This window comes from Salipiger pallidus (genome assembly GCF_014643635.1).
In the GTDB taxonomy this organism is placed as follows: domain Bacteria; phylum Pseudomonadota; class Alphaproteobacteria; order Rhodobacterales; family Rhodobacteraceae; genus Salipiger; species Salipiger pallidus.
In genome coordinates this window covers 23,008-34,913 of record NZ_BMJV01000006.1, presented here as the reverse complement: position 1 = coordinate 34,913, position 11,906 = coordinate 23,008, and the positions used below count along the sequence as shown (strand labels likewise).

Genomic DNA, 11,906 nt, shown 5'->3' with positions numbered 1-11,906 from the left:
CTCCTCCGTCGGGGAAAACTAGAGCGAAGTCGGGGCCCTGACCAGAGGTCTCGGTGCAAGGGCGCCGAATGACGCTCATGCCGTCGGGGATGCAAATCCCACCCAGGTGCGGTCACTCGGCGGGGTGCACCATTGGGCCGGGGCAGCTGCCAGAGCAGGGGGGCTCGGCCTGCGTGGGCCCGTCGCGTTTGGCGAGCGCCGCATGGAGGCTGCCCGCCACGCTCCGCCCCCAGGCATCCCAGTTGAGGCGGGTGTCGAATTCATGCCGGGCGGTGCAGGCCAGCGCGCGGTAGCGCTCGGGCGCGTCGATGTAGGTCTCGATCAGGTTGGCAAAAGCGGTGGCCTCGCTGCCGGGGGCAAGGGCGTGTCCGTTGATCCCGTCCCGCACCGGCACCCCGCCCACATCGAGGCAGAGCGCGGGCAGAGCATGGGCCGAAGCCTCGCAGAAGGCGAAACCATAGCTTTCATAGGATGGCTGCATGAGGAAATGCGCCCGGCGGAAGGCATCGTCGAACAGGGCCAGTTCGGCTGGCACGGTCTTGTCGAGCTGTGGGTGCACGGTGACATGGTCCGACCAAAGCTCAGACGGCGGCACGCAGCCAATCACCGTGAGGCGCGCGTCGATGCCGCGAGCGCGCAGGGCAGTCATCGTGGCCAAGGCGGTAGGCCCCCCCTTGGCGAACCAGTCGCGCCCCACGATCAGCAGCTCGAGCGGATGGTCGCGGCCCAGAGGCGGCACGGTGGTCTCCGGGGGCGCGTCCTTCAGCCCGGCCCCCCACGGCACCTCCAGGCTCCGGTCGGGGTCGAGCCCGTAGAGAGCGTCGGCCTCGTCCTTGATCCAGCGTGATGGCCAGAGCAGCAGGTCGGTGTTGCGGAACACTTCGCGCTCGCGCGATTCAACCCATGCATCGAGCAGGCGTCCCCCGGGGTAGCGTGAGGGGTGGGCCCGTCCAACCTCGGAATTGCGATAGATGGTCTGGGTTGCGTCAGAGGTGAATGCGGTCAGCATCGGGTAGGGGGGGCTTACCCGGCTCAGGGCATGGAAGGCATAGGTGGTGAACAGCACGTCGTAACGGTCGCGCTTGAGCTCGGTTTCGACCTTGCGCGCGATCAGGGGTGCCAGGGCGAGATGCGCGCGCCAGCGCAGCCTAAGCGCCATATGCAAGGGCATCCGGGCGATGGCACGGCGCAGTGGTTCCGCCAGGCCCCAGCCCTGCGGCAGGATTGTCACGTCACCGACGTGCTGCTGAAGGGCGTCATGCATCCGTCGATTGCCGCCCGAGTACATGTGCGGATCGAGAGGCGAAAAATCGCACAGGTAGGCAATCTTGAGACGCGAGTCGGCCATTACAATCGTTACCTTCACAATTTGCCGGTCCGCTGCCAAGTGTTTGTGGGCAATCGGGCATTTAAATGGCCCGGTGCAGGCGGGTGAAGGGTGATTGCGGGGCCATTCGACGGTTTGTGCCAATTCTGCCAACACATGCGCCTTTCTGGTCTGGCGCCCCGGTGAATTCGGGGACAGGGGCAGGTGAGCCTGCTAAGGTCTGCGGGCAGTCGGGCCTGGGGGGCCTGCGGACTGCCGTGTGACCCGTAACCGGCCTCGCCGGACCAAAGTACCAGGCGACGCCACAGGATGCCGAACCCTCTAGCCTTTCTCATGCTGGCCGCATGGCCGTTCATCAGCATCGCGCTGTTCCGCCGCCTGCCGGTGGACCGGGCGCTGATCCTGACGATCATGCTGGGCTACCTGTTCCTGCCCGAACCGCCCGCGGTCTTCGACCTGCCGCTTGCTCCGCCCCTGCACAAGCACAACATTCCGGCGCTGACTGCCTTTGCCTTCTGCCTGTGGAAATACGGCCCCCAGGGAGCGATCCTGCCGCAGTCGTTGGTGGCACGGGTGCTGCTGGCGGCGTTCATCTTTTCACCGGTGATGACGGCCTTCACCAACACCGAGCCGGTGGTTTTCGGCCAGATCGGTCTGCCCGGGCTTGGCATCAAGGATGCCATCGCGCTGACCTTGCAGCAGTTTCTGCTGATCCTGCCGTTCCTGCTGGCACGGCAATATCTCGCGGACGGGGGCGCGCAGCGCTACCTCCTCGTGGCGCTGATGGTCTGCGGGCTGATCTACTCGGTGCTGATGGTGGTCGAGATGCGGCTGTCTCCGCAGCTGAATCGCTGGATCTACGGCTATTACCAGCACCTGTTCGGCCAATCGATCCGCGCCAACGGTTATCGACCGGTGGTGTTCCTGTACCATGGGCTGTGGGTGGCGTTCTTCATCATGACCTCGGCGGTGGCTGCGTTCGCGCTGTGGCGGCTGGATGATCGGCTGCGCACCATCAAGACCCTTGCGGCAGCCTGCTACCTGACGCTTGTGCTGGTGGCGGCGAAATCTCTGGGCTCGCTGATCTTCGCGGTGGCGCTCATCCCCATGGTGGCCGTTCTGGGCCGGTTGCAGCAGATACGCATCGCGATCCTGATCGGGGCACTGGCCATGGGGTACCCGATCCTCAAGGGTCTTCACGTGATCCCCGAGGACCGCATCATTGCCGCCGCTGCGGCGGTGGATGACGACCGGGCGGGCTCCCTCGAGTTCCGCTTCATGAACGAGAACACGCTGCTGGATCGCGCCTACGAGAAACCGGTCTTCGGCTGGGGCAGCTGGGGGCGCAACCATATCCTTGATCCGGTGACGGGGATCATCCTGACGGTGACCGACGGGCGCTGGATCATCCTGATCGGGATCTATGGCTGGGTGGGCTTTCTGGCCGAATTCGGATTGCTGCTGCTGCCCCTCGTGATGCTGTGGCGCGCGGCCCGGTCTGCACCGGCTGACACCATTTCTCCCTTCATTGCACCGCTTTCGCTGATGCTGGCGATCAATGTGTTTGACATGTTGCCGAATGCCACGCTGACGCCCCTGACCTGGATGATCGCCGGGTCTCTGACCGGATATGCCGAGTCCCTGAAGGACACGCCCCGGCAACAGCGCGTGAGCCCGGTCAAGGCGCAGGGCTGGAAATCGATATTGTGAGAGGTGACGGCATGGAGGGGGCGAGCAGTGACCAGACGGCGGCGCATCGGCCGCGCGTTTTGCTTTTGGCGGACGAATGCAATCCGGAATGGCCGTCCCTGCCCATCGTCGGGTACAAGTACGCGCTCGAGATCGCGAAGCTGGCGGATGTGACCGTCGCGACACATGTGCGCAACCGCGAGAACATCGAAAAGGCCGCCGCGGCCACGGGCGCGGATCTGGATGTCGTCTACATCGACACGGAATGGATCGCCGCCCCGATGTTCCGCATCGCCCGCTGGCTGCGCGGCGGCGAGGAGGTGGCGTGGTCCACCTCGATGATTTTCAACTACCTGCCCTACCTTGCCTTCGAACACGGAGTCTGGCGCCACTTCAAAGGCCATATGGCGCGGTTCGACGTCGTCCACCGCATCACGCCCATGTCACCCACCCTTCCCAGCTGGCTGGCGCACAAGGTGACACAGCCCTTCGTGATCGGGCCGCTGAACGGCAATCTCGACTGGCCTGCGGCCTTCGCCGAAGAGCAGGCCCGCGAAAAGGAAAAGCTGCGCCGCCTGCGCGATCTCTACAAGTACCTGCCCTATGCCCGATCAACCTATGACGATGCGGCGGCGGTCCTTTGTGCCTTTTCCCACACCCGCCGGGACCTGTCGCGTGTCGAAGAGGACCGCATCGTGTCCTTCCCCGAAATCGGTTTTGATCCGTCGATCTTCCATGCGCAGGGTGCGGCTTTGGCGGGACAGCGCGGTGCGGACGGCAAGGTGCATTTCCTTTATGCCGGGCGGCTCGTCCCTTACAAGCTTCCCGAATTGCCCGTGCGGGTCTTTGCCGCATCCGGGTCATTGCAGCAGCACCATCTTCACATGGTCGGAGACGGTCCCGAGCGCGCCCGCATCGAGGCGGTGATCGCCGAACACGGTCTTGAAGGCTGTGTGACCCTGCACGGCCGCAAGAGCCAGGCCGAGGTCGCGGACATGATGCGCCGCTGTGATGCTTTCGTCTTCCCGTCGATCCGCGAGCTTGGGGCAGGGGTGGTGATCGAAGCGATGGCCTGCGGCATGTACGCGCTGGTCGCCGATTACGGAGCGCCGGGTGACCTTGCTGCAGAGGGGCGGGGGGCGTGCATTCCCTTGGCCCCCCCGGACGAGATGACCCGAAGCCTTCGTGCCGCGATGGAGGCTTGCCTGACGGACCCCGACAGGATGCGGGCGGGCGCGCAATTGGGACAGGATTATGCCGAACGGCTGTTCCCGTGGTCGGCCAAGGGCCGCAAGACCCGGGCCATCTATGACGCGCTGCTGTCCGGGGCACCCTTGAAGGAGCTCGGTTATTGACCGAACTTGGGCATATTGTCGCCTGAAAACCCGGCCATTCCGGCCGTGTCCGACCATGGAGCGCGCCGCGGCGCAGATCGCCGCTCCATGACACCCACGAATACGGGCGGCTGAAGGCCGACCCGCAGCCCCGATCCGGAGAAACCGGAGGATCACGATGAAACCAGTCAAGACGTGCACGACATGGACCACATGACCGACAGGCCGCATAGCCCACTGCCGTACCGCAGCGATATCGACGGGCTGCGCGCCGTCGCGGTGCTGGCGGTGGTGCTGTACCATTTCGGCTTTCCCGGTCTCGATGGCGGCTTTGTCGGGGTGGACGTGTTCTTCGTCATCTCGGGGTTCCTGATCGGCGGCATCCTCTGGCGGGAGTACCGCGCCACCGGCACCATCTGGCTGAAGCATTTCTACCTGCGCCGATTCCGCCGTCTTGCCCCGGCGTTCTTTGCCATGCTGGCGGTCACGGGCCTCCTGTCATGGGCGCTGCTGCTGCCCTTCGAATTCCGCGAATTCGGCAAGCAGGCCATCGCCGCCACGGTCTACCTGTCGAACGTGCTGTTCTTCCGGCAGGTGGGCTATTTCGACAGCGCGTCGGACGAAAAGCCGCTTCTGCACACGTGGTCCCTGGCGGTGGAAGAACAGTTCTACATCTTCCTGCCACTGTTCATCCTGCTGTTCCGACGCAGCCATCGGGCGATGATCGTGGCCCTCGTGGGCTGCTGGATCGCGTCGCTCGCGGGCTGCATCCTGCTGACGGCAGAGTATCAGACGGTGACCTTCTTCCTCTTCCCGTTCCGCGCGTGGGAGATGCTGTCCGGCGTGCTTCTGGCGATCTGGGGGGCCGAGACCGGGCGGCGCTGGCGGGGCTTCGCGGCGCTCAGCTGGATCGGTCTGGCGTTGGTGCTGGCGTCGGTGCTGCTGATCCCGTCGGGGCCGCTGTTCCCCGGGCTTCTGGCGGTCTTCCCGGTGCTGGGAACGGTGCTGCTGCTGGCCAACGGTGCCGGGCGCAACCCGGTGAACCGGCTGCTGACCATGCCCGAGGCGGTGTTCGTCGGGCGGATCTCGTATTCGCTCTACCTCTGGCACTGGCCGGTGCTGGTGCTGTCGGTCTACCTGCGCGGAGAGTATGCGAACCTGCTGGAAGCGGCTTTGTGGATGGCGCTCAGCGTCGGCCTTGCGTGGGTGTCCTGGCGGTTCGTGGAACTCCCTGTGCGCCAGGTGCGGATGCCGGGCTGGGTGCTGCTGGGCGGCACCGTGACCGCCTCGGTCGTGGCGCTGGGGCTTGGCGCCGTGGTGTACCTGAAGGACGGCATGCCCGAGCGGTTCGGCCCCGAGGCCCAGCCCCACATCGCCGCCTCCGCCGATTTCCTGCAAGATTGGAGCCGCTGCACCACGCCAACCGAAGGCCCCCTGATGGGGATCGAGACCTGCCCCATCGGCCCCGAGGGCGCCCCTCGCGTGCTGGTCTGGGGCGACAGCCACGTGCGTGCCTTCCATGCCGGGCTTGATCTTGCCGCGCAGGAGGCGGGGGTGCCCGGCCTTGTCATCTGGCGTGCCGGTTGCCCCCCGCTGTTCGACATCCGCAAAGTGGAAAGCGCCGCGACCCTCGCGCAGGATGCCGCCTGCACCAATGCCAACCTGCAGATCAAGCAAAGCTTCGGCCGCCTGCCGAGCCTCGAGAAGGTGCTGCTGATCGGCCGATGGGCCTATTATGCCAACGGCTCGGGTGTCGGGCTCGATGCGCACAACACCATCGCCGTCCATCCCGCCATGGCACCCACCCGCGTGGGCGAACTGCAGCAGGACACGGTCGCCGAAGCCGCCGAGGACACGGTGCTCTACCTGCTCGACTGGTTCGACGAGGTTCTTGTGTTGCGCCAGCCCCCCGAGATCACGAAATACGACAGCCGCCTCGCATCACGCGAGGCCGCGCATCGGGGCTGGCCGCTGGCCCGCAAACCCGACACGGCCACGGAGATCCCCGCGGCAGCCCTGAGCCAGCGTGTCATCGCCTCCGAGGCGCCGTGGCGCGCGATGGCCGCCGCTGGAGCAGTGACGCTGCTCGATCCATGGCCGTGGATCTGTTCGGACGGCACCTGCCGGGCGCTGCATGACGGGGCGGGCTGGTATTTCGACAACAACCACGTCACCAACACTGCCGCACGCGCTATGGCCCCGGTCTTTGCCCCGGCCTTTGCGCTGGAAGAAGGCCCTGGTTCGTGAGCCATCCGGCGACCGGGGTGCAGTGGGATGCCATCGTCATCGGCACCGGCATGGGCGGCGGCACCATGGGCCGCGCTCTGGCCGAAGCCGGGCGCAAGGTTCTGTTCCTCGAACTGGGTCAGGCGGGCCACCGGGCCGAGCGCAATGGCCTGTCGGAGACGATACTCCCCGAGGCGCGGCTGGCACGGGGCCTTTGGCCAACGCCACTGCACGCCATCGTGGACGGGAGGGAAACCAGCCTTCACGCGCCGCTTGGTGCCGGGGTGGGCGGCTCGTCGGTATTCTACGCGGCGGCGCTGGAACGCCCTGAACGTCACGATCTGGAGGATACCGAAGGCCGCCCTCATCCCACTGGAGGCTGGGCGGTGGGCTATGACGCGATGCGCCCATGGTACGACCATGCCGCGCGGATGTACCGCCTGCATGGCACCCCCGACCCGCTGTCGCCCGAACCGCCCCTGCCCATGGACCCACCCCCACCGCTGAACGCTGTGGAAGAGGCGCTCATGACCCGGATGCGCGCCGCCGGGCTGCATCCCTACCACGCCCACACCGCCATCGACCGGACTGAGGGCTGCCTTGCCTGTCTTGGCACGAAATGCCCGCGCCGCTGCAAGATGGACGGACGCTCTGCCGGGGTGGAGCCGGCACTTGCCACAGGCAACGCCACGCTGATCGAGCGTGCCGAGGTCACGCGGCTGATCGGCAAGGACAGTGTCACCGGGGTCGAGGTGCGTCTGGGCGGCGCGCTGCAGGTGTTCCGTGGCGCGCAGGTCATCCTTGCCGCCGGGGCGCTGAATTCTCCGCGCCTCCTGCACGCCTCAGCCTCTGAGGCGTGGCCGCATGGCATGGCCAATGGGTCCGGCCTCGTGGGGCGCAACCTGATGTTCCACCTCAACGAGATGGTTGCCCTCTGGCCGCCGCGTGGCACCCCTGACACAGGGGCCACCAAGGCCATCGCCCTGCGCGACCTCTACCACCGGGACGGTGCGCGGCTGGGCATGATTCAGGCCATGGGCATCCGCGCCTCCTACGGTGAGATCGTGCATTTCCTCAACATGATGCTGGCCCGCTCGGCGCTCGCCCGGGTGCCGGGGCTTGGCCAGCTGACCCGCATCCCCGCCGCACTGGCCGCGAAGGTCTTCGGCTCGGCGCAGATCTTCGTCGGCTTGCTCGAGGACCTGCCCTACGCCGAGAACCGGGTGCTGCATGACCCCACCCAGCCGGAGCGGCTCGCGATCCGCTACGATCTGCACCCCGAGCTGCTGGCCCGCCGCCGCGCCTTCCGCCGCGCAATCAGCAAGGCCTTCAGGGGGCAGCGCCGGGTCTTTGTCGGCATGGGGCCAGAGCTGAACTTCGGCCACCCCAGCGGCACCTTGCGCTATGGCGGCGACCCCGCGACATCGGTGCTGGACCCGGATTGCCGGGCGCACGGGCTGCGCAACCTGTGGGTGGCGGATGCGTCCTTCATGCCCACCTCCATGGGGGTGAACCCCAGCCTGACCATCGCCGCCAACGCCCTGCGCGTGGCGGATGCCATCCTTAAGGAGCCCGCATGACACGCCTCACCCCGCAAAGCGGCGTCGCCATCGTCACCGGCGCCGGTTCCGGCCTTGGCCGCGCGCTGTCGCGGGAACTGACGGCGCAGGGCTTTACCGTCGTTGGCACCGGGCGGCGTGCCGAGGCGTTGCAAGACACCGCCACCGAGGCCGGGGCGCTCTTCCATCCCTTGCCGCTGGACGTGAGCGACGGCGCCGCAGTGGCCGAGGCATTCGCGAGGATCGATGCAGACCACGGCCCCATCGCGCTGCTCATCAACAACGCGGCGGTCTACCCGCGCCGGGACATCCTGTCGGAGACGGCAGAGAGCTACATGGACACGGTGGCGATCAACCTCGGCGGGGTGGTGGCCTGCTCGCGTGCGGCGCTCGGCAGCATGGCCAGGACCGGGATGGGCCGTATCCTGAACGTCGCCACCTTTGCCGACCTCGCGCCGCTGCCGGGGGCGTCGGCCTACTCGGTGTCCAAGGGTGCGGCGCGGATCTTCACCCGTGCACTGATAGCGGATATCGCGGACCGCCTCCCCGGCATCGTCATCGGTGACTGGATGCCCGGCATGTTGCAGACCGGGATGGGCATTCCGGACGGCGTACCCCCGGAGGTGTCAGCGAAATGGGGGGTGGAGCTGGCCCTGCGTTGCGATCCCGCCCTCACCGGGGCGGTGTTCGAGATGGCGACCGAGGTGCTGCCACCGCGCGGGATCAAGGGCAGGGTGCGCGACCTTGCCTTGATGCGCCGCCGCCGTCCGCGCAGCCTCGCCTGACACGAAGGCAGGGCAGGCGGCTGTCAGGATCGGCGGAACATGCTGCGAAGACGTCCGCCCGCGCTGTCGAAATTGTCACCCATGTCACCCAGCATCGGGTCGATCCGCGCCCGGCGGAAACGCCGCCAGCGCACCCAGATCGCCCAGGCGACCGCGACGAGCAGGGTCAGGATAATGATGTTGCCCCACGGGATGATCCGCGCATCCGGCCCGGCCACGGGCGTCACCTTGACCAGGTTCGGGTAGATCGAGAACAGTTCGTTGCGCCAGCCGTAGTGCTTGATCGCGACCCATTCCGGCGCTGCCGAGGTGGACCGCAAGTCGGCTGCCTCGGCCTGCACGTTGGCGGTGTCGAACTTGAAGAACGGCGGCCAGCCCCAGCCGGTGTCCTCGTTGCGGTAGACCATCACCTCGTCATCGGCGAGCCGCGTCTGCACGAAGAACACGTCCCGCCCGGTCACGGCGGCATTGTCACCGCTGGAAGCTCCGGCCCAAAACAGGCTGTTGTTGCCCGGATCGACGCGCCGCTCGTAGGTGTCGGTGATGCGTGCGATGTCGTGCTGGGGCAGCGTGTAATGCAGGAAGGCGGCCACGACGCACCAGAACAACACGATGACAACCCATTTCACGTAGCGCATGTCGACCCTCGATAACTCGGCGTTGCCCCTCATATAGGTCATCAGGCGCAAAGTTACACGCCCCGGATGCTGCCGATGCCAAACTGTCGGCGAAATGGCCGCAGGGCCCTTAACGGGCACGTCGCCGGAGGCAGAGCGCACCTTTCCACGGACAACTCCGTGACTGTTCCACACCGCCGGCCTGCCGCAGTGACCGGCCCGAGAGGGAGGCAGCATCGGTCGACTTTCGGGCCATCGGCAGCGCCGGCAGGGTGAAACAGTGGGGAATTCCTCACCTGGAGGAAGATCCGGAGTTTGCGCCATGCTTGCCGGGACCAATGCCCCAGTGAAAGGTTCGCCCATGTTCCGCCCTGCCGCAACGCTCAGCCTGGCCCTCCTCGCCGCCCCGGCGTCCGCCGACGAGATCACCGAGACGCTGCAATCGGCGATCACCGCCTACGAGGAAGGTGACGTGCAATACGCCCTCGATGAACTCGATTTTGCCCGCGCGAGGCTGGTGGAGCTGAAAACCGACGCGCTGGCAGGCTACCTGCCGGAGGCGCCCGAGGGCTGGACCCGGGACATCGACACCGACGCGGGCGCGGCCATGGCCATGATGGGCGGAGGCGTCGCCACCGAGGCTGCCTACACATCGCCCGACGGCGACGTGTACAGCCTGCAGATGTTTGCCGACAATCCAATGGTGGCGAGCATGTCAGCGATAATCACCAATGCTGGCGCCATGGGGCTCCGGACCGACCGTATCGGCCGCCAGAAATTTGCGATTCAGGACGACCAGACCATGGGCCTCGTCGCCAACCGCATCCTGATCCAGCTCGATGGCCCGGATGCGGAGACCCGCAAGACCCTGCTCGAGGCAATGGATTTCGAAGCCATGGCCGGCTTCGGTTCCTGACCCTTCTTCTCTTGCCAAGTACGCCGGGGGGAGGCCCGCAGGGACGGGGGCTGGCCCCCTGACGGCGCAGGGCGCCAGCCCTGCGCTCTTCCGGCGGGCGTCAGCCCTCCGCTGGATGGGTTGTCTCAGCCGATGACGTTCGACGCCGGCCCGTAGGGATAGCCGGTGATGTTCTCGGCTCCGTCTTCGGTGATCACGAGAATGTCGTGCTCGCGGTATCCCCCCGCGCCCGGCTGACCCTCGGGGATGGTGAGCATCGGCTCCATGCTGATCACCATGCCGGGCTCCAGCACCGTGTCGACGTCCTCGCGCAGCTCCAGCCCGGCCTCGCGGCCATAGTAATGCGACATCACGCCAAAGCTGTGGCCGTAACCGAAGGTGCGGTATTGCAGCAGGTCCCGCTCGGCGAGCAAGCCGTTGATCGCCTCGGTCACCTGCGCGCAGCTCGCACCGGGCTTCAGCAGCGACATGCCGTATTCATGCGCCGCGACATTGGCCTCCCAGATCTTCAGCGACGCGGCGTCCACTTCGCCCGCGAAGAGCGTGCGTTCCAGCGCGGTGTAATAGCCCGAGATCATCGGGAAGGTATTGAGCGACAGGATGTCCCCGCGTTCGATCCGGCGCGAGGTCACTGGGTTGTGGGCCCCGTCGGTGTTGATGCCCGACTGGAACCAGACCCAGGTGTCACGGTACTCGGCCTGCGGGAAACGCTTTGCGATCTCCAGCTCCATGGCATCACGTCCGGCCATGGCCACGTCGATCTCGCGCGCGCCGACGCTGATGGCATCGCGGATGGCGTAGCCGCCCACGTCGGCCACCTGCGCGCCCTGTCGGATGAGGGCGATCTCGGCGGGGGATTTGTGCATGCGCTGCTGCATGGTGGCGGGGGCGATGTCGATGGTGACCACCGGCTCGAGCCAGTCCTCGAGCAGCTCGCGCTGCGCCACGCTCAGGTGATCGGCTTCGTAACCGATGACACCGCCCTGCCCGGTGATCGACAGGATGGCGCGCCAGTAGTTGTTCCGGGCCCAGTCGGTGTAGGTGATGTTGTCCCCGTGGCTGCGCCGCCACGGCTGTGCGGCGTCGATGCCTGCGCTGACGGTGACGCTGTCGGTTTCGGTCACCACCAGTGCATAGGGGCGCCCGAACGCACAGTAGAGGAAGCCCGAGTAATAGGCGATGTTGTGCATCGAGGTGAGCACGCAGGCTGAAACGCCCGCCTCGTCCATCGCGGCGCGCAGGCCGGCAAGTCGGGCGTCGTATTCGGATGCGGCGAAGGGCAGCGTGCGGTCGCCCTGGTGGAACTTGTAGGCTGCGGGACGGTCCATGAACGGGCCTCCTTTGGAAAGGCGGAGGGTCCGGTCCGACCCTGCCGCGGTGGCAAAGCAAGATCCCGGCGTTCAGGATGGCTGTGATGGGCCTGCCAAGTGTTGGCTGCGGCGACGCCATCGCC

Annotated in this window: 9 protein-coding genes; 6 read left to right on the top strand and 3 right to left on the bottom strand. The window is 66.6% G+C overall.

The window, feature by feature from the left end; genetic code table 11:
- Positions 1 to 112: 112 nt before the first annotated feature.
- Entirely contained in the window at positions 113 to 1,348 is a 1,236-nt protein-coding gene (locus tag IEX41_RS14375) for a glycosyltransferase family 4 protein (RefSeq protein ID WP_188790960.1), read from the bottom strand.
- 288 nt (positions 1,349 to 1,636) lie between these two features.
- Here IEX41_RS14375 and IEX41_RS14370 point away from each other — a divergent pair, with 288 nt between their 5' ends.
- From IEX41_RS14370 to IEX41_RS14350, 5 genes are all read left to right on the top strand, one after another.
- Positions 1,637 to 3,037 carry a hypothetical protein gene (locus tag IEX41_RS14370; protein ID WP_188790959.1) on the top strand — a complete coding sequence of 467 codons (1,401 nt, stop codon included), beginning with the start codon at positions 1,637 to 1,639 and terminating at the stop codon, positions 3,035 to 3,037.
- An 11-nt stretch (positions 3,038 to 3,048) separates the two neighbouring features.
- Positions 3,049 to 4,371, top strand: coding sequence for a glycosyltransferase (locus IEX41_RS14365; protein WP_188790958.1), 1,323 nt, complete (start codon positions 3,049 to 3,051; stop codon positions 4,369 to 4,371).
- 192 nt (positions 4,372 to 4,563) lie between these two features.
- The gene (locus IEX41_RS14360) at positions 4,564 to 6,597 is read left to right on the top strand and encodes an acyltransferase family protein (protein ID WP_188791269.1); all 2,034 of its coding nucleotides are present in this window, start codon (positions 4,564 to 4,566) and stop codon (positions 6,595 to 6,597) included.
- Positions 6,598 to 6,647: 50 nt separating this feature from the next.
- Complete coding sequence (locus IEX41_RS14355) at positions 6,648 to 8,156, top strand: GMC oxidoreductase (protein WP_373285647.1); 1,509 nt, start codon at positions 6,648 to 6,650, stop codon at positions 8,154 to 8,156.
- A complete protein-coding gene (locus IEX41_RS14350; protein ID WP_188790956.1) occupies positions 8,153 to 8,920 on the top strand; it encodes an SDR family oxidoreductase in 768 nt (255 codons plus the stop codon). Before IEX41_RS14355 ends, IEX41_RS14350 begins: the two co-directional genes overlap by 4 nt.
- Positions 8,921 to 8,943: 23 nt before the next feature.
- On the opposite strand, the gene IEX41_RS14345 is transcribed toward IEX41_RS14350, so the two are convergent.
- The gene (locus IEX41_RS14345) at positions 8,944 to 9,558 is read right to left on the bottom strand and encodes a DUF1523 family protein (protein ID WP_188790955.1); all 615 of its coding nucleotides are present in this window, start codon (positions 9,556 to 9,558) and stop codon (positions 8,944 to 8,946) included.
- A 340-nt stretch (positions 9,559 to 9,898) separates the two neighbouring features.
- Between IEX41_RS14345 and IEX41_RS14340 the strand changes: the two genes are divergently transcribed.
- Positions 9,899 to 10,453, top strand: coding sequence for a hypothetical protein (locus IEX41_RS14340; RefSeq protein WP_188790954.1), 555 nt, complete (start codon positions 9,899 to 9,901; stop codon positions 10,451 to 10,453).
- Between the two features lie 125 nt (positions 10,454 to 10,578).
- On the opposite strand, the gene IEX41_RS14335 is transcribed toward IEX41_RS14340, so the two are convergent.
- The gene (locus IEX41_RS14335; RefSeq protein ID WP_188790953.1) at positions 10,579 to 11,781 is read right to left on the bottom strand and encodes an aminopeptidase P family protein; all 1,203 of its coding nucleotides are present in this window, start codon (positions 11,779 to 11,781) and stop codon (positions 10,579 to 10,581) included.
- Between the last annotated feature and the right edge of the window lie 125 nt (positions 11,782 to 11,906).

Bases quoted from the DNA above. Each gene is read 5' to 3' on its own strand.
- IEX41_RS14370 (WP_188790959.1), top strand. From the start codon at position 1,637: ATGCCGAACCCTCTAGCCTTTCTCATGCTGGCCGCATGGCCGTTCATC.
- IEX41_RS14335 (WP_188790953.1), bottom strand. From the start codon at position 11,781: ATGGACCGTCCCGCAGCCTACAAGTTCCACCAGGGCGACCGCACGCTG.
- IEX41_RS14355 (WP_373285647.1), top strand. From the start codon at position 6,648: ATGGGCGGCGGCACCATGGGCCGCGCTCTGGCCGAAGCCGGGCGCAAG.
- IEX41_RS14345 (WP_188790955.1), bottom strand. From the start codon at position 9,558: ATGCGCTACGTGAAATGGGTTGTCATCGTGTTGTTCTGGTGCGTCGTG.
- IEX41_RS14375 (WP_188790960.1), bottom strand. From the start codon at position 1,348: ATGGCCGACTCGCGTCTCAAGATTGCCTACCTGTGCGATTTTTCGCCT.
- IEX41_RS14340 (WP_188790954.1), top strand. From the start codon at position 9,899: ATGTTCCGCCCTGCCGCAACGCTCAGCCTGGCCCTCCTCGCCGCCCCG.
- IEX41_RS14360 (WP_188791269.1), top strand. From the start codon at position 4,564: ATGACCGACAGGCCGCATAGCCCACTGCCGTACCGCAGCGATATCGAC.
- IEX41_RS14365 (WP_188790958.1), top strand. From the start codon at position 3,049: ATGGAGGGGGCGAGCAGTGACCAGACGGCGGCGCATCGGCCGCGCGTT.
- IEX41_RS14350 (WP_188790956.1), top strand. From the start codon at position 8,153: ATGACACGCCTCACCCCGCAAAGCGGCGTCGCCATCGTCACCGGCGCC.